Here is a 24613-nt window from a genome sequence, read left to right as displayed (position 1 = left end):
TCAGCGCCCCTCGGATCCGGCGACGACGGCTGAGACCGACAGCGTGTCGATCGCACCGTAGTGCTGGATCGGCTCCGGCCGTACGGCGCCTGGCAGGCGACGCGTCACTCGGCTCGTCAGCCAATCCCGGATGTGCCGTTTGCAGGCGCGCTTGTCCGCGGCGCTCAGCGGAGACCGGCGTACGGCGGCGTAGTAGCCGAGGATGTATTCGGCGACCAGCCGGATCGGCGGGTGCACGAGTTTGTTCGAGCGCTTCGGATCGAGATTGCGGGACCAGCTGCTGATGGTCGGATTCGCTTGCAGGGCACGGCCGTCGTGGTGCCGGCGGAAGTACAGCCACTCCGGTACCTCGAGGAAGCGGCCGTGCAGCACCAGCTCAGCCATGAACACCTGATCTGCGTGGTAGAAGCTGCCGTGCGGCTTCACCTTGCGCAGCACGTCCGACCGGATCACGCCGTAGAAGTCGTCGGCCTGGATTGCGCCCGGTAGATCGGCGTCCCGCAGTTGGCTCCGCAGTCGCTCCGGCGCCTCCACTGCATCGGTGTGCAGCGGGTATTCCAGCGCCTGGATGATGTTGTCCTCGCCATCGATCGCAGCGGTGTAGGTGTGCGTCAGTACGGCGTCCGGGTTCGCATCCAGCAGGTCGATGCACTTGGCAACCAAGTCCCGGCCCCACAGGTCGTCACCGGAAGCCCACTTGAACAGCTCACCGTGGCTCTTCTGGAAGACGAAGTCGTGGTGCGGTGCGGCGCCGACGTTGCGGTCCTGCCGGTAGAACGTGATCCGCTCGTCGCGCGCGGCGTACTCGCGGCAGATGTCGTCCGTGCCGTCCGTGGACGCGTTGCTGGACAGGATCAGCTCGAAGTCGGTGTACGTCTGGCCGAGCACCGCGTCCAACGACTGCGCGAGGTACTCCTCGCCGTTGTAGACCGGTAGGCCGATGCTGAGTCTGGGGTGGGTCATGTCGGGCTCCCAACTGAGTCGACGGCCGCAGGGCGGTTGATCCGGTGCACCGGATCGAGGAGGCGCGGCGAGGCCGCGAGAGTGACGATCGGTACGGCGAGCAGTCCGCCGCCGACCACGTCGGTGAACCAGTGCATGGACAGCAGGAGCAGTGAGAAGCCCATGGTCAGCTCGGCCACGAGCACCAGCCACCACGCCCACAACGGCGGTCGCTGCCGCCAGACGAGCAGAATCCCGCCCAGGCAACTGAGCAGGATGACCATGTGACCGGAGGGATAGGACCCGTTGAACAGGCCCACGTCGTTGTGCGGATCCGGCCGGCCGAGAATCGCCTTGCTGACCTGTGTCAGGAATACGGTCACCACGGCGAGGCAGCCGACGTAGATCACCGGCCACCAGGACTTCCGGCGTACGGCGGCGACCGCACCGGCCACCGCAAGCGCGGCGAGGGCGACCGGTGGGCCGGCACCATCGACGACGTTGCCGAAGACCAACTGCCACGGTCCCCAGACGTCGTCGGGTCGGAATACTTCCTTCAGCGTGCGATCGAAGCTGTCCGTCGGCTCGACTGTGACGAACACGGCCAAGGCCAGGAACACCGCCAGACAGATGAACGCCCAACGGTGTGCCACTGCCAACTTCGGTCCCACAGTGCTCAATTCCTTCCCCACCCCACCGCCCCGGTCGGCTCCTATCACGCGTACTTACGGAAGACGGGCTGAACCGGACGGCCCGGCAGGAACGCCGAGACGTCTTGGGCGTCGAGCGCCTTGCGATAGACCGTGCAGGCCTGCGCGACCACCTCGACGGTCCGCTCGATGTCCGCATCGGTGAGTGCGCTGCTCACCACGAACGACGGGCCGATCACGCCACCGAGGATCAGCTCGCGCAGGAAGAGCGTCCGGTACGGCTGGGACGGGGCGAAGTTCTCGTCCAGCGTCGCGAAGACCAGGTTGCTCGCCCGGCCGCGGACGAGCACGTGGTCCTCGACACCAGCGGCCAAGGCGACCTCGCGGACACCGGCGGCGAGCTTGTCCCCGAGCTCGTGCAACCGCGCGGCGATGCCCTCCTCGGCGTACACGTCCATGACCGCCATCGCGGCGGCGAGTGCATGCGTCTCGGCGCCGTGCGTGGTGGACAGCAGGAAGACGCGCTCGTTGGTGTCGCGCAGACCACCACGTTCCATGAACTCGCGCTTGCCGGCCAGGGCCGACACCGCGAACCCGTTGCCGAGTGCCTTGCCGAACGTCGAGAGGTCTGGCGTCACGCCGTACACGCCTTGAGCGCCGGCCTCGGAGAAGCGGAAGCCGGTGATCATCTCGTCGAACACCAGCAGCGCGCCGTACGAGTGGACGAGGTCGCGCAGTCCCTCCAGATACCCGGCCGGCGGTTCCTGCTGGGTCGCCGCTTCCAGGATCAGGCAGGCGATCTCGCCGTCGTACCGGCGAAGCAGCTCCTCGGTCGCGGCCAGGTCGCCGTACGGGAAGGCCACGGTCAGGTCGCCGATCGCGTCCGGGATACCGGCCGCCATCGGGGTCCGGGTGATGAACCAGTCGTCGGTCGAGAAGAAGGCGTGGTCGGAGCAGATCGCGACCTTGGTCCGGCCGGTGATCGCCCGGGCCAGCTTGACCGCGGCCGTGGTCGCATCCGAACCGTTCTTGGCGAACTTCACCATGTCGGCGGTCGGCACCGAGGCCAGGAAACGCTCGGCTGCCTCGAGCTCGAGGATGCTCGGACGGACGAAGTTGCTGCCGTGCTCCAGCTGACCACGCACCGCCTCCACGACGCGCGGGTGCGCGTGACCGAGGCTGACTGCGCGGAGACCGGAGCCGTACTCGATGTATTCGTTGCCGTCGACATCCCAGACGTGGGCGCCGAGGCCGCGCTCGATCACCGGTGCCATGTCCTCGGGGTACTGGTCGTCACCCTTGGCGTAGGTGTGCGCACCGCCGGGGATCGCCTTGTGCAGCCGGGCGTTGGCGGCGATCGACTTGTCGAAGGCCATCTTGGTTCTATACAGCCTCATGAAAGCCTCGCAATCGCTTTGGCCAGGGAAGGCGCAGCGAGATCCCGCTCGGACATGAGCGTGACCGGCAGCGGCCAGTGGATGTCGAGGTCCGGGTCGTCCCAGCGGATCGAGACGTCCTCGGACGGGTCGTGCGCGCGGTCGATCCGGTACGACACATCGGCCGGCTCGGTGAGCGCCTGGAACCCGTGCGCGCAACCCGCCGGCACGTAGACGGTCACCTGGTTCTCACCGGTCAGGTCAAAGGTCTCGCGCTGCCGGTACGTCGGTGAGTCGGGCCTCAGGTCCACGACCACGTCGAGCACGGCGCCGTACGAGCACCTGACGAGCTTGGCCTCACCGGCACCCGCACGGATGTGCATTCCCCGGACAACGCCACGGCGAGAGCGAGAGATGCTGTCCTGCACGAAAGCGTCCGGATCGAGCCCGGCGTTCTTCAGCACGTCGCGATCGAACGTGCGCGAGAAGAACCCGCGCTCGTCGACATGCGGCGTCGGCCGGAAGATCAGCGCACCGGCGATACCCGCTACCTGTTCTACCTGCATGCTCACCGCCTCAGCTCGTGCGGCTCGGGGAGCGGAACCAGGTACGTCGCACCCCAACCGCCGTCGGCCTCGAGCTGGGCGATCACCTCTTCGGCGATATCCCAGGTCAGCACCAGTACGACGTCCGGCCGGGCAGCCTTCAGTTCGTCGACCGGGCGGATCGGGACCATGCAGGAACCGGGGATCCGGCGGCCGTGCTTACCCGGTGCCTTGTCGACAGTGAACTCGAGCAGGTCCGTGCCGACATTGCTCAGGCCGAGCAGGACCGGCGCCTTCGAAGGAGCGCCGTACCCGAGGACCTTGCGGCCGGCGGCCTTGTGCCGGGTCAGCTCGGCGTGCAGCGAGCCGGCCGCGTGCGACGCGGCCTCTTGGAGGCTGGCCAGCTGGATCTCGTCCGCGATACCGGCTGCCTCTTCGTCGGCCAGGACGACGTCGACGGAAGCATCCGGCTTGGCGTCCGCGGTGTGCCGCAGCATCACCATCAGGCTGCCGCCGAACATGTCCACCTGCTTGACCGATTCGATCGTCAGACCGTTGCGAGCGGCAATGTTCCCGACCGCGCGCAGCGACTGGTACGACCAGTGCCCGTGGCGGATGGTGTCGAACTGGTTGCCGACGAACAGTGGCAACAGGTGGTGGAACTCCATCACCAGCAGACCGCCGGGCGCGAGCCGCTCGGCCCGCAGCTTGAAGCTCTCCCCCATGGCTGGTTCGTGGACCAGACCATGTACGTCGACGACCAGGTCGGCCTTCTCACCATCACCGGCCAGGCGCGACCCAGCGGCGTACAGGTGGTCCAGCCAGGAGCCGCCGTGCGGGCTGCCGAACTCGAAGACCACGCCACCGGCCAACTCCGGGTAGTCGCGCAGAATCTCCTTCACCGACGACTCGGCGTGCGCGAGGCTCGTCGCGGACTCGACCGCCAGCGGCTCCTCGGCGATCTGCGCCTCGACCGGACCGAGCTGAACCAGCGTGCAGACGCGGCACAGCCACAGCGACAGCGGATGGCGCGGGTCCGGACCAGGTGTGTCAGCGGCCGGGAACAGGTCAGCGGTCGGCTGATCCCCGAGATCCACGACCGGTACGACGTCCGTGCTCGCACACCCCCGGCAGTTCACCACGTCAACATCCCCTTACCGGTCGTGAAGGCCTCGGCGTACCGGGCTCGGCATTCCATCCCGCGCAACCGGGCGAGTCCGGTGAACGTCTCTTCGTCGAACCAGTCGTGCGGAACCTGGGACGGGTACGCCTTGTGCAGCCGCGCGACCTTCTCGCGCATCTGCTCCTCGGTCAGGTCGACGTACAGCCAGGGCCGGCTGAGGTCGCCGTCCCACTTCGGGATCTCGTAGTGCAGGACCAGGTGGTTGCGCCAGACCGTCGGAGCCAGCTCGGCGATCAGCCGGTGGTCCTGGTGCGCGTCGTGCTTGCTCGGGGCAAAGACCAGGTCCGGGGCCCGGCCGGCTCCGCGAGCCGTTGCCTCGAGCAACTCCTTGGTCTCGTTCCAGTGCGCGGGCAGCCGGCCGTCCGGCAACCCGGCCGACGTGACGGTCACCTCGCACTCCGGCAAGAACAGCTCCGCCGCATGCCGTGCCTCGTCGAGACGCAGCGGCGTACCGGTCGCGATCACGAACTCGGCGGTCAGCTCCGGTACCGACTCGGCCAGCTTCAGCAGCGTGCCGCCGCAGCCGATCTCGATGTCGTCCGGATGGGCGCCGAGAGCAACGATGTGGACCGGCCCGTCGATCAGGCCGAGCTGAAACGGGAGCATCAGAGTGCCACCACTACTGGCTCGGTGGACAGCTGGCCGTTCGACCGGCGGTTCTCGTGCGCCCACAGCGCCCACGGCTTCTTGCCCGAGCGGTAGAGCTCCTCGAGCTGACTGCGTTCCTTGAGGGTGTCCATCGGCGCCCAGAACCCGTGGTGCGGGATCGCCTCGAGCTTGCCGACCGCGGACAACCGCGGGAACGCGTCGCCGACCAGATCCTCGCCCTCGTTCAGGACGTCGAAGATCTCCTTCTTGATCACGAAGTAGCCGCCGTTGATCCACACGTTCAGATCGGCCGCCGACCGCAGCCCGGTGACGCGCGAGTCGGTACCGAACTCGACCACGTGGAAGGACGCCTGCGGCGGGACCGCGAGCAGGCTCGCCGTCACATCGCTGGAGATCACGTGGTCGACGATCTTGTCCATCGGCGCATCGGTCAGTACGTCGCCGTAGTTGGCCAGGAAGACGTCGTCGTCCTCGAGGTACGGCCGGACCCGGCGCAGCCGCTCACCGATGCTCGTGTCGATCCCGGTGTCGACGAAGGTGATCTTCCATTCGCTGATGTCGGAGTCGAGCAGCTCGATCCGCTGCCCGCCCTTCGTCATCACGAAGTCGTTGGAGACCGTCTCCTCGTAGCGCAGGAAGTACTCCTTGACCGCGGAACCGCCGAAGCCCAGGCAGAGGATGAACTCGGTGTGGCCGAAGTGTGCGTAGTACCGCATCACGTGCCACAGGACCGGCCGGTCGCCGATCGTCATCATCGGTTTCGGTGCGGAGTCCACGCCGCTGCGCATCCGCAGCCCGAACCCCCCGCAGAAGATCACGACCTTCATCGGATTTCCCTTCCCCCCACAAACGTTCTAGATGACTTCGAGACGCGGGATCGGTACGACGAACTTCGCGCCCCACTCCCGTGCGTAGCCGAGCTGGTGGACGATCTCGTCGCGCAGGTTCCACGGCAGGATCAGGATGTAGTCGGGACGCGTCTCGGCCAGGTGCTCCGGCGCGAAGATCGGGATGTGCGTCCCGGGCAGGAACAGCCCGTGCTTGTGCGGGCTGCGGTCCACCGTGTACGGCAATAGGTCCTCGCGGATCCCGCAGTGGTTCAGCAGCGTGTTCCCCTTACCGGGCGCGCCGTACCCGGCGACGGTCTTGCCGTCGCGCTGCGCCTGGATCAGGAACTCGACCAGCTCGGCCTTGATCGTGAAGACCTCCTGGGCGAACCCGGCGTGCCCCTCGACCGTGTGCAGACCAGCGTCTTCTTCGTCCTGCAGGACCTTGCCGACGAGCTCGGTCGGCTCACCGGCGTTCTCGACGGGCGTGCTGAAGACGCGGATCGAACCGCCGTGGCTGGCCAGCTCCTGGACGTCGACGACCTTGAGGCCGGCCTTCTCCAGGGCGAGCGAGGCGGTCTTGAGCGACAGGTAGGAGTAGTGCTCGTGGTAGATCGTGTCGTACTGACGACGCTCGATCAGCCGCAGCAGGTGCGGGAACTCCAGCGACACCAGACCGTCGTCCTTCACCAGCGCACGCAGGCCCTTGGCGAAGTCGATGATGTCGGGGACATGCGCGAACACGTTGTTCCCGGCAACGAGGTCGGCCTTGCCGTGCCGGGCCGCCGCGTCCGTGCCGGTCGCCTCGCCGAGGAAGTAGCTCTCGGTCCGGATGCCCTTCTCGTTCGCGATCTCGGCGATGTTCCCGGCCGGCTCGATCCCGAGCACCGGGATGCCGAGGGCAACGGCATGCTGCAGCAGGTAGCCGTCGTTGCTGGCAGCCTCGACGATCAGGCTCTCGGCGCCGAGGTCGAGGCGCTCCTGCATGTCGACGACGAACCGGCGGGCGTGCTCCACCCAGCTGGTCGAGTACGACGAGAAGTACAGGTAGTCGGAGAAGACGTCATCGGCCGCGACGTACGCCGGGAGCTGGACCAGCAGGCAGTTGTCGCAGATCCGCACGTTCAGCGGGTAGAAGGTCTCACCGGCGTCGATCTGGTCGGCGCGCAGGAAGCTCTCGCACGGCGGTGACATCCCGAGGTCGACGAACGTCCGGTTCAGGGTCTCGCCGCAGAGGCGGCATTCCACAGCAGCCATCAGTTGGTCTCCTTGAAGAAGTCGGCGAGCGGGCCGGGGAACTGCTCGTCGGTCTGGCGGACCAGCTGGCTGTCGACCAGGTTCTTGTCAAGCAGCTGCTGGATCCGGCGCAGGCGGACGAACTGGGCCGACGTGAAGTCGTCGTACGTCAGACCGTGCTGCTGGTAGGCGGCGTACATCTCCTCGACGCCCTTGCGGACCGTCCACTCGAGCTTGAGGCCCGGGAACGTCTCGTTCAGCTTGCTGAAGTCGACCTTGTAGTTGCGCAGGTCCGGGCCGGCGCCGTCGGCGATCGACAGCGTCGAGCCGGGCACGACCTGGCGGACCATCTCGGCGATGTCGCGGACCTGGACGACGTCCTCGGACCGGCCGACGTTGAACGCCTCGTCGTGGATCAGGTCGCGCGGCGATTCCAGCACCTCACCGAACGCGCGGCTGATGTCCTCGATGTGGACGAGCGGCCGCCACGGGGTGCCGTCGCTCTCCAGTCGCACCTGGCCGGTGGTCAGCGCGACCGCGGTCAGGTTGTTCACCACGATGTCCAGCCGCAGCCGCGTCGAGGCGCCGTACGCGGTGGCGTTGCGCAGGTACGTCGGGCTGAAGTTGTCGTCGGCCAGCTTCGACAGCTCCTGCTCGGCCAGCGCCTTGGTCTCCCCGTACGCCGTTACCGGGAACATCTCGGCGTCTTCGCCGACCGCCTCGGACCCGGCCGCGCCGTACAGGCTGCAGGACGAGGCGAACAGGAACCGCTCGACGCCCGCGTCCTTGGCCGCCTGGGCCACGTTCAGCGTGCCACGCAGGTTGACCGAGTACGTCGCCTCCTTGTCGAGGTTGCCCAGCGGGTCGTTCGACAGGGCAGCCAGGCAGACCACCGCGTCGTACCCCTCGAGCTCCTTGGCCGTGACGTCCCGCATGTCCCGCGGTTTGCGGTCGCCGATCGGCTCCGGCCCGCCCAGCAGGTCACAGCCCTCGTACAGGCCGGTGTCCAGACCGTCCACCACATGTCCCGCAGCCCGGAGGAACGGCACCATGACGGCCCCGATGTAACCCCGATCGCCGGTGACCAGCACTCTCATCCGTACGCTCCCTCACCCCGACACTCCCCTGTCGCCTCATACAGATCCGGCTGAAGCGGTCTTGATACATCGAAAGGGGATCCTCTGTATCAACCTCGTTGTGACGCAGCTCTCTTCCATGTCGCTGCCCGGGCGGGGCCAGCGACCTGAGGGGGCACCATGAGCGTCATCGGATCTGCCAAAGGCCTGCTCCGCGAGGCCGTCGACCGGGCCACGGTCCAGCTGGGACTCGGCCACTCGGAGGAACGGCTCGCACACGATGCGCGGTCGTACTGGACACAGACCAACGCACCCAACTGGCGAGGGAACTCGCATTTCCAGGACGCGGACGTCTTCAGCGAGGTCGACTGGACCTCGGTCGGCACCGGCCACTGGGAGCTCTTCTCGAAGCTCGCCGGCCCCGATATCAGTCTGAATCGCGTCGTCGAGTGGGGCTGCGGTGGCGGGACCAACGCCGTCGCCTTCGCACCGCACTGCCGCGAGTTCATCGGCGTCGACGTCAACCGCGACAGCCTGGTCGAATGTGCTCGCCAGGTCGGCGACACCACCGCCTTCACCGGCGTGGAGGCCGACCTGACCCACCCCGAGGCCGCAGTCGCCCAGATCGGGGAGGTCGACCTCTTCCTCTGTCTCTATGTCCTGGAGCTGGTCCCCAGTCCGGACTATGGCCTCCGTCTGATGCGGATAGCCCACAGCCTGCTGCCCTCGGGCGGCCTGGCCTTCGTCCAGACGAAGTACCAGACCACCGACTGGCGCACGGCTCCACGCCGGCACCGGTACCGCGAATCAGTCGCTGCCAGCATGACGACGTACCCGATCGATGTCTTCTGGACCCAGATGGCCGCTCTGGGGCTGACTCCCCTGTCCTGCCACCTGGTCCCGCACAACAACCTCGACCACCGCTACGCGTACTACCTGCTGCGCAAAGCCTGACGTCCGAGACCGGCGACGAAGCTGGTCAGGAGCCGCTGGCCGAGGACCCAGTCCTCCAGCTTGCTCTCGGAGTTGATGTGCCCGAGCTCGCCGGTGGCCACGAGGGGTATCTGCCAGTCACCGGCGATGCGCGCAGCGGCGTCGAGCGTGCAGTAGGGGTCGTTGTCGCTGGTCACCACTACGGCGGGGATGCTGACCGCCGTTCCCGCGTCTTCGAAGGTGGACAGGAGCTCGGTGGGATACGCCTCGGCGCTCTGGTCGGGTGGCGCGACCAGGAAGGCGCCACGTACCTGTGCACGATCGGCAGCCGCCGCGAGCCAGTGCGTGACGGCGTAGCACCCGAGGCTGTGCGCAACCAGCACCACCTCGTCATCGCTCGCCCGAACCGCCCGCTCGATGGCGTCAACCCAGTCGTCCCGCTCCGGATGCGTCCACGAAGCCACCTCGATCCGGGTTGCACCAGGCAACCAGTCCGCCTCCCAGATCGACTGCCAGTGGTCGGAATCCGAGCCGTTCCAGCCCGGGACGATGATGTAATGCATGCGCGAGTCCCCTCGATCGGTCGAGCCGCCATCGTGCCGGATTCCGCGCATCGCGACACCGCCGTCCCGATGATTCCGAAGCAGCCGGCGCCGGACAGGACGGATCCATTGGACGACATCGACCGGAAGATCCTGACCATCCTCCAGCAGGACGGCCGCCTCAGCGGAGCCGACATCGGCCGCCAGGTGAACCTCTCCCAGCCCGCCGTCTCGGCCCGCATCCAGCGCCTGGAACGCCAAGGCGTCATCAAGGGCTACACCGCCGTAGTCGACCCCGCCCAGGTCGGCCTCACCATCCACGCCGTCATCCGCCTCCGCACCACCCACGCCAGAATCCCCGAGGCCCTGGCCCTCTTCCGCGACCTCCCCGAACTCACCAGCGCCTACCGCCTCACCGGCGAAGACTGCTTCCTCCTGGACATCCACACCCCCGACACCGCCACCCTCCAACGCGTAGTAGACACAGTCGGCCGCCTAGGCCCCGCCAGCACCTCCCTGGTCCTGGACACCTACGACCGAAAGCCCCTGCCCCTCCCCAAGTGAGTTTCGGCGAATTTTGGGTGGGGTGTATCAGCGGGGGCGGGTGAGTGCTCTTCTGTGCGCTGCCATGTTCTGAGCCTGTGGGGGGCGTTATGAAGGTTGCCGTATTCGGTCTTGGGTATGTGGGGTCGGTGACTGCGGCCTGTCTGGCTGCGGCCGGGCATGACGTGTGGGGTGTCGATGTCGACACTGCCAAGGTCGGTCCGATCACCGAGGGCCACAGTCCGGTGGTCGAGCCCGGCTTGGACGAGTTGGTCGCGGACGGGGTGACCGGGGGGCGGCTGCATGCCACCACGGATCCTCGGGTCGCGCTGGATCGGGCTGACGTTTCGCTGATCTGTGTGGGGACGCCGTCCACTCCGGCGGGCAGCACGGATCTGACGTACATCAAGCGTGCGGTGCGCGATATCGCGGAGGCCGCGCATGTCGTCGTACCGCCGGAGTCCGGGTTCCACAGCATCGTGATCCGGTCGACGGTGCCGCCGGGGACGGTGGACGAGGTGGTCGCGCAGGTGCTGGCCGACGTACCGCCGCCGGCTGGGGTGACTTTCGGTACGGCGATGTGTCCGGAGTTCCTGCGGGAAGGGTCCGGGCTGGCCGACTTCTACGAACCGCCCTTCGTGGTCGTCGGCACGCAGTTCCCGCACGTTGGTGTCCAGCTGACGCAGCTGTTCGGGTTCCTCGGGCAGGACGTCCAGGTGGTCGACGTGCGGACCGCGGAGGCGCTCAAGTACGCCTGCAACGCGTTCCATGCGACCAAGGTCTCGTTCGCGAACGAGATGGGCCGGATCTTCCGCAACTACGGGGTCGACTCCCGTGAGGTGATGCGGCTGTTCGTCCAGGACACCAGCCTGAACATCTCGCCGTACTACCTGAAGCCCGGGTTCGCGTTCGGTGGCTCGTGCCTGCCGAAGGACCTGCGGTCGGTGCTGCACCTGGCCCGGGTCAACGACACCGAACTCCCGCTGCTGGCCGGCACGCTGGCCACCAACGAGCGTTCGGTGAGCGACGTGGTCGACCGGGTCATCGCCGGTCCCGGTCGCGAGGTCGCACTGCTCGGTCTGAGCTTCAAGGTGTCCACCGACGACCTGCGCGAGAGCCCGAACGTCGAGCTCGCCGAGCGGCTGATCGGCAAGGGCTACAACCTGCGCATCTACGACGCGATCGTGAACCCGAGCCGCCTGGTCGGCGCGAACCTGCGGCACGTCGAGTCCAAGCTCCCGCACCTGCAGCGGGTGCTCACCGACGACCCGGCCGCGGCACTCGACGGCGCCGATGTCGCGCTGGTGAGCGCCACGGACACCGCGGCCATCGAGGCTCTGCTGGCCGCCCCACCGGCCCGGACCATCGACCTCAGCGGCCGACTCGGCAACGACGTCGAGGCACTGCCCGGATACGAAGGGGTGGCCTGGTGAGTCCGCGTGTCCTGATCATCATCCAGAACCTGTGGGTCCCGTTCGACCGCCGGGTCTGGGAGGAGTGCAAGGCGCTCAAGGGCGCCGGGTACGACGTGACCGTGGTCTGCCCGAAGGGTCCGGGTGACCCGTCGTACCAGGTGATCGACGGCGTCGCCGTCCACCAGTACAAGGCTTACGCCCCCGGCGGCAGCAAGGCCGGGTTCATCGTCGAGTACGCGTACTCGTTCCTGATGACGCTGCTGCTGGTGCTGCGCGCTCGCAAGGCCGGCCGGTTCCAGGTGCTGCAGGCGTGCAACCCGCCGGACATCTTCTGGCCGATCGCGATCCTGCTGCGCCGGCTGGACCGGACCAAGTTCGTCTTCGACCACCACGACCTCTGCCCGGAACTCTTCCAGTCCCGGTTCGGCGGTACGACGTCCCTGCCGTACAAGGGACTGCGGTTCCTGGAGAAGATGACGCACCGGACCGCCGACCACGTGACGTCGACCAACGACTCCTACCGGCGGATCGCGATCACGCGCAGCGGCAAGGCCAACCACGACGTCACCGTCGTACGCACCGGACCGGACCCGGAGAAGCTGCAGCGCGTCCAGGCCGACGAGTCGTTGCGGGACGGCCACACGTACCTGGTCACCTACATCGGTGTGATGGGCCCGCAGGACGGCGTCGACATCGTGGTCCGCGCGGCCGACCACATCGTCAAGCAGCTCGGCCGGACCGACATCAAGTTCACGCTGATGGGCGGCGGCGACTCGTTCGACGAGGTGGTCGCCCTGCGCGACGAGCTCGGGCTGCAGGAGCACATCGAATTCACCGGCCGGGTGCCGGACGAGACCGTGCGCGCGGTGATGTCGACCGCGGATCTCGGTCTGTCGCCGGACCCGAAGAACCCGCTGAACGACGTCTCCACGATGAACAAGACGATGGAGTACATGGCGTTCGAGCTGCCCGTCGTCGCCTTCGACCTGGTCGAGACCAAGGTGTCGGCCGCTGAGGCCGCCGTCTACGTCGAGCCGAACGACGTCGCGAAGTATGGGCAGGCGATCGTCGACCTGCTCGACGACGAGGTCGCCCGGCGCCGGATGGGACGGTTCGGCCGCGAGCGGGTCGAGCAGGTGCTCGCCTGGAAACACCAGCAGAAGGCGTACCTCGGAGTGTTCGGGCAACTGACCGGCCACGTGACGCCGATCAGCGTCGTCCGTGCCACGGGAGCCTGACGTGTGTGGAATCGCCGGCTGCTACCAGCAGCACGACGGGATGGCACTGGCCGAGGCCATGAGCGACCGGATCGCACACCGCGGTCCGGACGCTGCTGCGATCTACCGCTTCCAGGAGGACGACGTCTCCGCCGTACTGGCGCATCGACGACTCTCCATCATTGATCTGTCGTCCAGTGCGGATCAGCCGTTCAGCAAGCGCGGTCTGACGCTCTGCTACAACGGCGAACTCTACAACTACAAGGAACTGCGGGCGGAGCTCGCGAAGTCCGGTGTGTCGTTCCGGACCAACTCGGATACCGAGGTGGTGCTGGAGGCGTGGCGTCGCTGGGGTCCGGACGCACTGCGGCGTTTCCGCGGCATGTTCGCGTTCGCGATGCTCGACGAGGAAAGCGGCAGCCTGTTCCTGGCCCGCGACCCGCTGGGTATCAAGCCGCTGTTCTTCCTGCGCCGCCAGGGCGGTGTGGTCTTCGCGTCCGAGCTGAAGGCACTGGTCGCCGCGGTCGGGCCGGAGCTGCGCACCGAGCCCGGGGCGCTCATTTCGTCGATGCTCTACTACTGGCTGCCGGAGCAGCGTTGCTCGATCGACGGTGTGGAGAAGCTGCCGCCGGGGTCGTGGGCCGAGTTCCGGCCGGACGGCAGTAGCCGGCACGACACGTACTGGCGCGTGACCGACGTCGCGACCGAGGCTGCGGCTGGTCCGCCGGCCGATCTGCGCCAGGTGATCGAGGAGTCGGTCGCCGCGCACATGGTGGCCGACGTACCGGTGTCGACGTTCCTGAGTGGTGGGCTCGACTCCAGCCTGGTGACCGTGCTGGCGAAGCAGATGGATCCGTCCGTCGACTCGTACACGATCACCTTCCGGTCGCAGGACCAGAAGCTCGAAGCGATGCCGGACGACGCGATCTACGCGCGCAAGGTGGCGCAGCAGTTCGGAATCGACCTGCACGAGATCGAGATCGCCCCGGACGTGGTCGACCTGCTGCCGCGGATCGTCGACATCCTCGACGAGCCGATCGGCGACCCGGCCGCGATCAACACCCTGCTGATGTGCGACACCGCACGGGACGCTGGGGTCAAGGTGCTGCTGTCCGGGATGGGCGCCGACGAGCTGTTCGGTGGGTACCGCAAACACCTCGCGTGTGTGATGGGAGCGCAGTACCAGCAGCTTCCCGGCGTACTGCGGAACGGCCTGATCGGTCCGACGGTACGGCGGCTGCCGGTGACCGTCCGCGGCCGCGGACTGCGGTATGCGCGGTGGGCCAAGCGGTTCGAGACTTTCTCGAACCTGCCGGAGGAAGAGGCGTTCCGGCGCAGCTACACCATGTACGACGGGGATCAGCTGGCCGGGCTGTTGAGTCCGGACCTGGAGCCGTACGTCGGGAAGCTGCTGTCCGAACACAGCGACCTCTACCACGACACCACGCTCGACGATCACGTGAACCGGATGTGTTTGGCGGACTCGCGGATGTTCCTGCCGGGGCTGAACCTCGCGTACACCGACCGGTCCTCGATGGCCGCGTCGACTGAGGTACGGACGCCGTTCGTGGATCCGATCGTGGCGCGGGCCGCGTTCTCGATCCCGGGTAGTCAGAAGATCCACCGCGGGGTCAGCAAGCTGGCGCTGAAGAAGGCGGCCGAGGCGTGGCTGCCCAAGGAGATCATCTACCGGCCGAAGGCGTCGTTCAGCGCACCGCTGCGGGCATGGATCCGCAACGACCTGCGTGAACTGGTCGACGACACGCTGCTGCGCGGTGAGCTCGTCGGCAGCGGCTTCCTGCAGCAGGCCGCCGTACAGCGTCTGGTCGATGACGAGCGGGCTGGGCGTGAGGACTACTCGAAGCAGATCTGGCAGTTGCTGACCCTGGAGACCTGGACCCGCAACATGCGGTCGCTGGGCGTCTCGATCACCTCTTAAGGACTTGGACATATGAAGCAGGTTGCGCAGAACTACAAGTCCGGTGAGCTGGCGGTGCTCGACGTACCGCCGCCCGGGTGCCAGCCCGGTGGGGTGCTGGTGCGGTCGCTGTACTCGCTGATCTCGACCGGTACCGAGCTGATGAAGGTCGGCGAGGCCAAGCTGTCTCTGGTCGGCAAGGCGAAGGCGCGGCCGGACCAGGTGAAGAAGGTGCTCGACACCGTCGCCCAGCAGGGTTTGCGAAGCACCTACCAGAAGGTGATGAACAAGCTCGACTCCTACACGCCGCTGGGCTACTCGCTGTGCGGTGTGGTTGTCGAGGTCGGTGCTGGTGCCGAGGAGTTCAGCGTCGGACAGCTGGTCGCTGCCGCGGGCAACGAGTTTGCGCTGCACGCGGAGTACAACTGGGTGCCGGTGAACCTGTGTGTCCCGGTGCCGGACGGCGTGCCTGCTGAGCAGGCCGCGTTCTCCACCGTCGGTGCGATCGCTATGCAGGGTGTGCGGCAGGCGGAGGTCCAGCTCGGCGAGACCGCCGTGGTCATTGGCCTCGGCCTCGTCGGTCAGCTCTGCGTGCGCCTGCTGGTCGCCGCCGGTGTCCGCGTCTTCGGCATCGACACCGTCGAAGACCGCTGCCGCATGGCCGAGAAGGCGGGCGCCCTGGCCTGCTCCTCCCCCGACGAAGCCGGCGTAGCCTCGCTGGAACGCTCGTTGCTAGAAGCATCCAACGGCCTGGGCGCCGACCACATCCTGCTGGCCGCCGGCGGCCACTCCAACGGCCCCGTCGAGACAGCTGCGAGGTTGGCCCGAGACCGCGCCCGCGTAGTAGACATCGGCAAAACCAAGTTGGATCTCCCCTGGAACGCCTACTACGACAAAGAACTGGACGTCCGCTTCTCCCGCTCCTACGGCCCCGGCCGTTACGACGACCGCTACGAACTCCAAGGCATCGACTACCCAGCCGGCTACGTCCGCTGGACCGAACGCCGCAACCTGGAGTGCTTCGTAGACCTGATCGCCCGAGAACAAATAGACATCCAGTCCCTGATCGCCGGCACCTTCCCCATCGCCGACGCAACCGACGCCTACGCCAAACTCAGCAGCGGCTCCCTCCCCGGCGTCGGCTTCCTCTTCGAATACCCCGACGTACCCACTGAAGGTACGTCAGCCACCGCCGAGGCAGTCACCTCCGCCACCGCCGAGGCAGCCGCGGGCACCACCGCCGGGGCTGCCACCTCAGCCACCGGGGGCGAGGCTACTGCGGCCCCCCTCTCCCCCACCAAGCGCCGCGAGCCGGCCGGAGGGCCGGCGAGTGGCGCCGCTCGGCTTGGGTTTATTGGTGCGGGCAACTACGCGTCCAGCATGCTGCTGCCGCACCTGCAGAACAACGGGGACGCGACGCTGGCACGGGTGGCGACTAACAAATCCCTCTCCGCCGCCAACGCCCAGCGGAAGTTCGGTTTCGAGCAGATCTCGACGAACTCCCAAGAGGTGCTCAACGACGACACCCTCGACGCGATCTTCGTGGTGACGCGACACAGCAGTCACGCCGACCTCACCTGCCAGGCACTCGAGGCAGGCAAGGCAGTCTTCGTGGAGAAGCCGCTGGCGCTCACCACCGAAGACGTCGACCGGATCGTGGCGACAGTGGAAGCGACCGGCAACGACCGCCTCATGGTCGGGTTCAACAGAAGGTTCTCGCCGTTGCTGACCGACCTGAAGCAGCGCTTCGGGACCCCAGGCGGCAACCAGTCCATCCGGTACCTGGTGAACGCCGGCAAGCTCGACCCGTCCAGCTGGTACCTGGACCAGGGCAAGGAAGGCAGCCGGTTCGCCGGTGAGGGCGGGCACTTCATCGACACCCTCGCCTGGTGGCTCGACAGCCTGCCGACCGACGTGTACGCCGTACCAGGCCCAGAGCACGGCGATGTCGTCATCACGCTCAAGTTCGCCAACGGCAGTGTCGGCACGATCAGCTACGTGAGCGGCGGCAACTCGCGGTTCCCGAAAGAGACGATCGACATCACCGGCGGCGGCCGCAACGCGCGCCTCGACAACTTCGCCAGCGCCTCGGTCTGGACCGGCCGCAAACCGGCCACCAAGAAGGCCCGTGGCACCGACAAGGGCCAGCGCACCGAGTTGGAAGCATTCGTCAACGCCGTCAAGCACGGCACCAAGATGCCCATCTCATTCGACGCGCTCATCGCCACCACCCGCGCCACCATCGCCGTAGACCGCAGCCTGGCATCCGGCGCCGCGGAAAAGGTATGAGCCGACAACCCATCGGGTGGTACGTCCGGCGCCTCCGCCGGATGTCCCCCACCGAACTGATCTGGCGCACGACCGACCACGCACGACGTACTGCCTGGGCTTACCAGCAAGTCAAGCCCGGGCAGGACGCAGCCGCGCCACACACCCTCCGCAAGGACCTGACCTTCGGTACGACGCTCCCCCCGCACGCGGCCCGCGCCGTACCGGAGGATGCGCACAAGGCGATCATCGAGACCGCCGACGCGATCATGGCCGGCCGTCTCGAGGTGCTCGGCACCGACCGCACCGACCTGGTGACCCCGGACTGGTTCCGCGACCCGATCACCGGACGCAGGTCCGACCCGGCGCAGTACACGTTCAAGCTGAACCACCGCAACGAGGACCTGGTCGGCAACATCAAGCAGGTGTGGGAGCTGTCCCGCCATCACCACCTCACCCAGCTCGCCGCCGCCTGGTACCTGACCCACGACGACCAGTACGCCGACCGCGTCGCGGAGCAGCTCAACGACTGGTGGCGCACGAACCCGTTCCTGTCCGGCGTGCACTGGGCCAGCGGCATCGAGATCGGCATCCGGCTGATCAGCTGGACCTGGATCCGCCGACTGCTCAACGACTGGCCGGAGATCACCGACCTGTTCGAGCACAACGAGCTGGCGCTGAACCAGCTCTACTGGCACCAGCGGTACCTGGCCGCGTTCCAGAGCAGAGGGTCCTCAGCCAACAACCACGTGATCGCCGAAGCAGCCGGACAGCTAGTCGGCACCAGCGCGTTCCCGTGGTTCCGCGAGAGCGCCAAATGGCGCACCGATGCGGCCGCCCTGCTCGAACGCGAGCTGGCCGCCAACACCTTCCCCTCCGGCGTCAACCGCGAGCTGGCGACGGACTACCACCGCTTCGTCTCCGAGCTCGGTCTGTACGCCGCTCTGGAGGCAGACCTGGCCGGACACCCGCTAAGCCCGTCCACCTGGGCTCTCCTGACCCGCACAGTGGATGTGTCCGCAGCGATCGTGGACAGCACGCTGCGCCCACCACGCCAGGGTGACGACGACGAGGGCATGGTTCTGGTCCTCGACCCGCCCAACATCCACAGCTGGTCCGCCTACCTCGCACTGGGCGCAGCCGCGGTCGGTGCGGCCGACTGGTGGCCACAGGTCCCCGCAACTGCGACCTCGACCCTGGTCGGCGTACTGGTCAAGGGCAAACAAGGCGACCGCCCCGCTGAGCGACCAGGGCACTTCAACGACGCCGGTCTGACGATTCTGCGCAGTACCGACTACGGCCCGGAGATCTGGGCCCGCGGCGACGCCGGACCGCACGGCTTCCTGTCCATCGCGGCCCACGCGCACTGCGACGCGCTCTCGCTGGAGGTACGCGCCGGCGGCGTCGACATCCTCGCCGACCCTGGCACGTACTGCTACCACGGTGAAGAGGAGTGGCGGAACTACTTCCGCTCCACGATCGGCCACAACACCGTCGAGGTGAACCGGACCGAGCAGTCCGTCTGGGGCGGCGCATTCCTCTGGCTGCGCGGCGCCACCGGTCAGGTCCGCCAGTACGACGGCGCCCGCGGCACGTGGGATGCCGAACACGACGGGTACCGCGTCGGCGACACCCCGGTCACGCACCGGCGGAACGCCGTACTGGATGGCGGTGCGCTGCGCGTCGAGGACCACCTCGACGCGGCGGCCGACGTACGGATCGCCTGGCACCTAGGCCCGGATGTGACCGCGGAGCTGGACGGCTCCACCGCCCGCCTGCAGTGGCCAGACGGTACGGCGCTCGCCGAACTGCCGGCCGGATTGACCTGGACCGCGCACCACGGTGGTGACGATCCGCTATTGGGCTGGTACTCACCGCGATTCGGCCGTAAGGTCCCGATCACCACACTGATCGGCGCCGGGCGGATCAGCCCGGACACGCCGGCGGTCAGCACGTTCCGTTTCCGCTGACGGGTGTATCAGGTCACGCCCTAGCGCCTCTATTACTGCGAACCAGGGAAGTCGTTCGCTCGGAGGGGGCAGCGTGAACGAACGCAGCGAGGTCGAAGCGTGAGCGCGCAGCAGCTTGATGTGAAGAAGTCGTGGCAGGCCATTCGGCGGAGCCGGTTGCTGGTGGTCATCGCGGCCGTCATCGGACTGCTGCTCGGCGTGGCCTACGCCTTTGTGCGGCCGCCGATGTACTCGGCTGCCGCGCTGGTGGTGCTTCCGCCGCCGCAGATCGTGGCAGGCGCCACGGCCGGCTCGCAGAGCATCGACACTCAGGTGTACATCGCCGAGAGCGGCCCGGTCCTGCACAGCGCCGGCCAGAACCTGCAGCCCGCGCTGGCCACCGAGGTGGTGCGCGAGCGGGTCAAGGCGATGGCCGTGACCGACGACGTGATCCGGATCGAGGCCAAGGGCACCTCCGCCCGTGAGGCCGTCCGGCTCGCCAACGCGGTCGCGCAGGTCTACCTCGTCTTCGTCACGACCGACAAGCAACTGCCGGGTGACCTCGGCAAGCGCACCGGCGCTCGGCTCCTGGAAGGCGCCGCGGAGGCACGCGGCGGCAGCATGCTCCTCCACGCCGGCACGTACGGCGGTCTGGGCGCACTGCTCGGTGCCATCGCCGGGGCGATCATCGTGCTGGCCCGGGCTCGCGGTGACCGCCGGCTGCGGTTGCGCGACGAGATCGCCGACGCGGTCGGCCTCCCGGTCCTGGCCTCGGTCTCGTCGTACGCCGCGCAGGATCCGTCGGACTGGGCGGAGCTGCTGGAGAACTACCACCCCACCGCGGTCGACGCGTGGAGTCTGCGCAAGACCCTGCACCACCTCGAACTGGATGTGAAGGGCGGTCCGGCGACCTCGCTGACCGTCATCTCGTTTGCAGACGACGACAAGGCACGCTCACTCGGGCCCCAGCTCGCGGCGTTCGCGTCGACGTTCGGTGTCACCAGCTCGCTGGTGATCGAGCAGGTCCACCAGGAGCCCCGCGGATCGGCCGCTCTGGACATCTACCTGACGCTGGTCGACCGGGCCGAACCGCAGCTCGACGGCGAGCGCACCACGCGCACGATCATCGCGCTTTCGGCGGGCACCGTGACGGCCGAGGAACTGGCCCGGCTGGCCGTCGCGACCACCGCGGACGACCGCACCATCGACGGCATCGTGGTCACCGATCCCGATCCGTTCGACCGGACCATCGGGCGGGTCGCGCAGTCGCAGCGGCGCTCCGGCTCGCGGCTCCCGACGCTGCTCACCGGCACGGCAAGGCGGACCCGATGACGAACCAGCAGTACTCGGAGCCGGCTGGTTCCGCCAGCTCATGGGATGACCGGGACGGTCTGTTCGACACCGAGCGCTCATCCGCCTACCCACCGGACAGCCTGGTCACCTTCCGCTTCCTGCGGGACGCGATCGTCCGGCACCGCCGGCTGTGGATGCTGCTCGCACTGATCGGGCTCGTGGGCGGCCTCGCCTCGAACTACGTGCTGCCATCACCGCACACCGCGGCGGCCCGGGTCCTGATCACGACCCGCGAGGGCGAGGACCCGCCGAAGGCGATGGCGACCGAGGTCAGCCTGGCCACCACCAGGACGGTGGCCAACCGGGTCATCGACTCGCTGAACCTCACGGTGACACCGGACGTGCTCCTGGAGAGCTTCACGGTGCTGCCGATCACCAGCCGGGTGCTGGAGATCACCGCGACCGCGAAGTCCGACGCCGAGGCGACCACCTTGGCCACGACGATCGCACAGACGTTCCTGAAGTTCCGGCGCGAGCAGATCGCGCTGCAGGACGTGCCGCTGCGCCGCGACCTCACCACCGCCCAGAACGAGGCGGCCCTGGCCCGACAGGCCGTCGTGGCGTCCGGCGACGACCCGGCCGATCCCAAGCGCCCGAACAGCACGGAGATGACCCGGCTGAACGCCGCACAGGACAAGGTGAAGTTCGTCCAGCAGCAACTGCTCGACTCGACCACCATCGCGTCGAAGATGAACAGCAGCCGGCTGCTCGACGCGCCGGCCCCGGTGCCCACTTCCTTCAAGCGGATGCTGGCGCTCAAGATCGGTACCGGCCTGATCGCCGGACTCTTCCTCGGGCTCGGCTTCGTCGTCGTCCGCGCACTGATCTCGGACCGGCTGTGGAAGCGTCAGGACATCTCGAACGCACTCGGCGCCCGCGTCCGGCTCAGCACCGGCCGACCGCCGCGGCGACTCCCCCTCGGCAGGCTCTTGCGCCCGAGGCAGTCGAAGCATCGCGGGGTCCGGCTGCTGTCGCAGCACCTCGGCGGACGGATCATCTGGGCCGAGCGGCCGTCACCGGCGCTGGCGGTGGTCAGCGTGGACGACGTACAGACCTGTGCGCTGGCCGTGGCCTCGCTGGCAGTGGCCTTGGCCGACGAGGGTAAGCATGTCCTGGTCGCTGATCTCACCGGGCACCAGAAGCTCGCGTCGAAGCTCGGGGTCACCACGGCCGGCACCCAGGACTCGAGCTTCAACGGTCCGGATCGCCGGATCACCGTGCACCTGCCGGAGAAGGACGCGCTGCTGCCCGAGGGCTGCTACCTACGGATCGGCGACACGAACCGCCCGTCCGGCACTGGCGACGTACAGCTGGATGCTGCTTGGGAGATCGCCGACATCGTGCTCGTGCTGGCGACGCTGTCACCGGCGCTCGGCGCCGATCACCTCGGTAGCTGGGCTTCCCGCGCGGCCGTCGTCGTGACGGCCGGACGGACGTCGGCGACCAAGCTGAAGGCCACCGGAGACATGCTGCGCCTGGCCGGTCTCGAGATCGACTCCGCGATCGTGCTGCACGCGGACAAGACCGACGAGGGTGTCGGCGTGGCCGAGGCGGAGGCGGCTCCCGTCTCTGCCGACGTCGAGATGTTCTCGCGATGAACGCGTTGGCCACACTCGGGGCTCGGCTCGCGCCGAAGCCCGGCTTCCGCCCGGTCCCGCCCGAGCGGCGCCGCCGGCGGCGGGTGCAGCTGGTCTGGGTGCTGATGGTGATGAACGTGCTCACGTTCTTCCCGGACTCGCGGCTCCTGGTCCCGATCCCGAGCGCGCTCGGCCGGCTGATCGCGCAGGGTTCGCTGCTGCTCGCTCTGGTCCTGGTCCTGACCGTGAACCGGCCACTGCGGGTGCGGCCCAGTGTGTTCATCTTCCTGGCGTCGCTGCTGGTCACCGAAGCCGTCATCTCCAGCCTGCGGGCGGAGTTCCTGGTCGGTGCGCTGTACCGCTCCGGCCGGCTGCTGATCTTCGTGGTCGTGCTCTGGATGCTGTCGCCGTGGTGGACGCGGCGCGACCTGCTCCTCGTCCGGACCCACCTGATGATGCTGTGGGCAGTCATCGGCACGGTCGCCGCCGGTCTGCTCGCATCGCCCGGAGGCGCGTTCGTCGACGACCGGCTGACCGGCATCCTGTGGCCGATCCCTGCAACGCAGGTCGGTCACTACGCAGCGGTTGCCACCGGACTGACCACCGTCCTGTGGATGGCCGGTCTGCTGCGCCGAGAGGTCGCCCTGATCAGTGTGCTGGTCACGGTCCCGGTGCTGCTACTGACCCACACCCGCACCGCTCTGATCGCCTTGCTGGTGGGCGGAATCGTCGCCGGGCTCAGCCTGTTCACGGCCCGCGCCCGCGCGCGGCGTACGTTCGCGATCGCCATCGGGGTGTTCTCGGTCGGGGCACTGACCATGGGCTCCGTGGTGACGACCTGGCTGGCCCGCGGTCAGGACACCGAGCAGGTCACCGCGCTGACCGGACGCCGCCTCGTCTGGGACGCGATCCTCGCGCAACCACGGACGACGTTCGAGACCCTCTTCGGTTTCGGTCTGTCCAACAAGTCGTTCACCGGGTTGCCGATCGACAGCAACTGGCTCGGGACCTACTACGACGTCGGCCTGCTCGGTGTCGCATTCAACATCGCGATGGTGCTGTTCGTCTTCGTCGGTGCCTGGTTCACGCCACAGGGCCCACGGCGGGCGATCGCGTTGTTCATCGTCGCGTACTGCGTCGTGGCGTCGTTCACCGAGACCGGGCTGAGCGAGGCGTCGCCGTACTTCCTGGAGCTGACGCTGGCGGCATCACTGGTGTATCCGAGACCTTCCCGAGACGGCGGCGACTGATGAAGATCCTGCTGGTTCACAACAGATATCGGTCGACCGCGCCGAGTGGCGAGAACCGGGTCGTCGACCAGGAACGCGAGGCGCTCGCGGAGCTCGGTCACGACGTGCGGCTGTTCGAGCGGCAGAGCGACGAGATCGAGGAATGGCCGGCCTGGAAGAAGGCCACGCTGCCCGCACGCGTGATCTGGAACCCGACGAGCAAGCGCGACCTGGCCGCCGAGCTGAAGGACTTCCAGCCGGACGTGGTGCATGTGCACAACACGTTCCCCGTGCTCAGCCCGTCGGTGCTCTACGCCTGCCGCGCGGCCGGTGTGCCCGTGGTGATCACGTTGCACAACTACAAGTTGCTCTGCGCAAGCGGTGACTTCTATCGCGAAGGTTCGGTCTGCCACGACTGCGCCGGTGGCAACCCGCTGCCCGCGATCCGCAACAGCTGCTACCGCGGTTCGAAGCTCGCCACGGCGACGACGGTGCTGAACACCCGCTCCCACCGACGCACCTGGCAGAACCTGGTCTCGGCGTACCTGTTCATCTCCGAGTCGCAGCGCACCCTGCTGGCCGGGATGGACTTCGACCCCGACCGCAGCTTCGTCCGCTACAACTACGTCCCGTACGACGGCCCGACCGTGCAAGCCCCGAAACGTCAGGTGACGTATGTCGGCCGGCTGGATGCCGCCAAGGGCGCGCCGCTGCTGATGAAGGGCTGGGACGCGTACCGCGCGATCGCCGGTGACGACGCGTTGCAGCTGGCCGTCGCCGGTGGCGGTCCGATGCTCGACGAGGTGACCGCCTGGGCTGCCGAACGGCCCTCGGTGCACCTGCAAGGGATGCTCAGCAAGCCCGAGATCTTCGGTCTGATCGGCGAGTCACGAGCCGTCGTACTGCCGTCGGAATGGGAGGAGACGTTTGGTCTGGTGGTGGTCGAGGCGATGGCCGTCGGCGTCCCGTTGCTGGCGTCCGGACACGGTTCCTTCCGCGAACTCGTAACCGACGGTGTCGACGGCGCGTTGTTCGATCCGGGCCGTCCCGACGAGCTGGCCAAACTCCTGCTCGACGTGGACGCCTGCCCCGACCGGTACGTCGACTTCGGTCGCAACGCCCGGACGACGTACGAGACAGTCCACGACCCGCAGTCCAATCTCGAGCAACTGCTCGACGTCTACCGCTTCGCGATCGCCAACCCGGTCCCGAGCAGGTAGCCCGT

Annotated in this window: 21 protein-coding genes; 11 read left to right on the top strand and 10 right to left on the bottom strand. The window is 67.8% G+C overall.

Features of this window, described 5'->3' with window-relative positions; all coding sequences use genetic code 11:
* From ACFTSF_RS28030 to ACFTSF_RS27990, 9 genes are read right to left on the bottom strand one after another with little or no spacing between them, the layout of a single operon-like run.
* Positions 1-963 carry a glycosyltransferase family 2 protein gene (locus tag ACFTSF_RS28030; RefSeq protein WP_380156961.1) on the bottom strand — a complete coding sequence of 321 codons (963 nt, stop codon included), beginning with the start codon at positions 961-963 and terminating at the stop codon, positions 1-3.
* Complete coding sequence (locus ACFTSF_RS28025) at positions 960-1613, bottom strand: phosphatase PAP2 family protein (RefSeq protein WP_380156959.1); 654 nt, start codon at positions 1611-1613, stop codon at positions 960-962. The genes ACFTSF_RS28030 and ACFTSF_RS28025 overlap by 4 nt, the downstream gene beginning before the upstream one ends.
* Positions 1614-1657: 44 nt before the next feature.
* Positions 1658-2989 (bottom strand): glutamate-1-semialdehyde 2,1-aminomutase, encoded by a 1332-nt coding sequence (locus ACFTSF_RS28020; RefSeq protein WP_380156957.1) that lies wholly within the window; start codon positions 2987-2989, stop codon positions 1658-1660.
* Positions 2986-3534 (bottom strand): dTDP-4-dehydrorhamnose 3,5-epimerase, encoded by a 549-nt coding sequence (rfbC, locus tag ACFTSF_RS28015; RefSeq protein WP_380157341.1) that lies wholly within the window; start codon positions 3532-3534, stop codon positions 2986-2988. Before rfbC ends, ACFTSF_RS28020 begins: the two co-directional genes overlap by 4 nt.
* A 2-nt stretch (positions 3535-3536) precedes the next feature.
* A complete protein-coding gene (locus ACFTSF_RS28010) occupies positions 3537-4655 on the bottom strand; it encodes a class I SAM-dependent methyltransferase (protein WP_380156956.1) in 1119 nt (372 codons plus the stop codon).
* On the bottom strand, positions 4649-5302 hold the full coding sequence (locus tag ACFTSF_RS28005) for a PIG-L family deacetylase (protein ID WP_344150382.1): 654 nt from the start codon (positions 5300-5302) through the stop codon (positions 4649-4651). Before ACFTSF_RS28005 ends, ACFTSF_RS28010 begins: the two co-directional genes overlap by 7 nt.
* On the bottom strand, positions 5302-6132 hold the full coding sequence (locus ACFTSF_RS28000; RefSeq protein ID WP_344150379.1) for a sugar phosphate nucleotidyltransferase: 831 nt from the start codon (positions 6130-6132) through the stop codon (positions 5302-5304). The genes ACFTSF_RS28005 and ACFTSF_RS28000 overlap by 1 nt, the downstream gene beginning before the upstream one ends.
* Positions 6133-6159: 27 nt before the next feature.
* Positions 6160-7389, bottom strand: a complete 1230-nt coding sequence (locus ACFTSF_RS27995; protein ID WP_380156954.1) for a class I SAM-dependent methyltransferase — start codon at positions 7387-7389, stop codon at positions 6160-6162.
* Positions 7389-8465: an NAD-dependent epimerase/dehydratase family protein gene (locus ACFTSF_RS27990; RefSeq protein WP_380156952.1), complete on the bottom strand. Its 1077-nt coding sequence runs from the start codon at positions 8463-8465 to the stop codon at positions 7389-7391. The genes ACFTSF_RS27995 and ACFTSF_RS27990 overlap by 1 nt, the downstream gene beginning before the upstream one ends.
* Before the next feature lie 159 nt (positions 8466-8624).
* Between ACFTSF_RS27990 and ACFTSF_RS27985 the strand changes: the two genes are divergently transcribed.
* Positions 8625-9398, top strand: coding sequence for a class I SAM-dependent methyltransferase (locus ACFTSF_RS27985; protein WP_380156950.1), 774 nt, complete (start codon positions 8625-8627; stop codon positions 9396-9398).
* Here ACFTSF_RS27985 and ACFTSF_RS27980 read toward each other — a convergent pair.
* Complete coding sequence (locus ACFTSF_RS27980; protein ID WP_380156948.1) at positions 9377-9940, bottom strand: RBBP9/YdeN family alpha/beta hydrolase; 564 nt, start codon at positions 9938-9940, stop codon at positions 9377-9379. The genes ACFTSF_RS27985 and ACFTSF_RS27980 overlap by 22 nt on opposite strands.
* Between ACFTSF_RS27980 and ACFTSF_RS27975 the strand changes: the two genes are divergently transcribed.
* The 10 genes from ACFTSF_RS27975 to ACFTSF_RS27930 all read left to right on the top strand — a co-directional run bounded on the left by ACFTSF_RS27975 (position 9935) and on the right by ACFTSF_RS27930 (position 24608).
* Positions 9935-10483: an Lrp/AsnC family transcriptional regulator gene (locus ACFTSF_RS27975; RefSeq protein WP_380156946.1), complete on the top strand. Its 549-nt coding sequence runs from the start codon at positions 9935-9937 to the stop codon at positions 10481-10483. The genes ACFTSF_RS27980 and ACFTSF_RS27975 overlap by 6 nt on opposite strands.
* A gap of 89 nt (positions 10484-10572) precedes the next feature.
* A complete protein-coding gene (locus ACFTSF_RS27970) occupies positions 10573-11895 on the top strand; it encodes a UDP-glucose dehydrogenase family protein (protein ID WP_380156944.1) in 1323 nt (440 codons plus the stop codon).
* Positions 11892-13115: a glycosyltransferase family 4 protein gene (locus ACFTSF_RS27965; RefSeq protein WP_380156942.1), complete on the top strand. Its 1224-nt coding sequence runs from the start codon at positions 11892-11894 to the stop codon at positions 13113-13115. Before ACFTSF_RS27970 ends, ACFTSF_RS27965 begins: the two co-directional genes overlap by 4 nt.
* Before the next feature lies 1 nt (position 13116).
* On the top strand, positions 13117-15033 hold the full coding sequence (gene asnB, locus ACFTSF_RS27960) for an asparagine synthase (glutamine-hydrolyzing) (protein WP_380156940.1): 1917 nt from the start codon (positions 13117-13119) through the stop codon (positions 15031-15033).
* Positions 15034-15045: 12 nt separating this feature from the next.
* Positions 15046-17301 carry a bi-domain-containing oxidoreductase gene (locus tag ACFTSF_RS27955; RefSeq protein WP_380156938.1) on the top strand — a complete coding sequence of 752 codons (2256 nt, stop codon included), beginning with the start codon at positions 15046-15048 and terminating at the stop codon, positions 17299-17301.
* The gene (locus ACFTSF_RS27950) at positions 17298-19250 is read left to right on the top strand and encodes an alginate lyase family protein (RefSeq protein ID WP_380156936.1); all 1953 of its coding nucleotides are present in this window, start codon (positions 17298-17300) and stop codon (positions 19248-19250) included. Before ACFTSF_RS27955 ends, ACFTSF_RS27950 begins: the two co-directional genes overlap by 4 nt.
* A 99-nt stretch (positions 19251-19349) precedes the next feature.
* Positions 19350-20561, top strand: a complete 1212-nt coding sequence (locus tag ACFTSF_RS27945) for a Wzz/FepE/Etk N-terminal domain-containing protein (protein WP_380156934.1) — start codon at positions 19350-19352, stop codon at positions 20559-20561.
* Positions 20558-22180: a hypothetical protein gene (locus ACFTSF_RS27940; RefSeq protein ID WP_380156932.1), complete on the top strand. Its 1623-nt coding sequence runs from the start codon at positions 20558-20560 to the stop codon at positions 22178-22180. The genes ACFTSF_RS27945 and ACFTSF_RS27940 overlap by 4 nt, the downstream gene beginning before the upstream one ends.
* Entirely contained in the window at positions 22177-23409 is a 1233-nt protein-coding gene (locus ACFTSF_RS27935) for a hypothetical protein (protein WP_344150340.1), read from the top strand. Before ACFTSF_RS27940 ends, ACFTSF_RS27935 begins: the two co-directional genes overlap by 4 nt.
* On the top strand, positions 23409-24608 hold the full coding sequence (locus ACFTSF_RS27930; protein WP_380156930.1) for a glycosyltransferase: 1200 nt from the start codon (positions 23409-23411) through the stop codon (positions 24606-24608). Before ACFTSF_RS27935 ends, ACFTSF_RS27930 begins: the two co-directional genes overlap by 1 nt.
* Positions 24609-24613 lie beyond the last annotated feature (5 nt).

The sequence above is a fragment of the Kribbella sp. NPDC056951 genome (genome assembly GCF_042674205.1).
GTDB classification, from domain to species: domain Bacteria; phylum Actinomycetota; class Actinomycetes; order Propionibacteriales; family Kribbellaceae; genus Kribbella; species Kribbella yunnanensis.
This window is presented reverse-complemented; position numbering and strand designations above follow the sequence as displayed.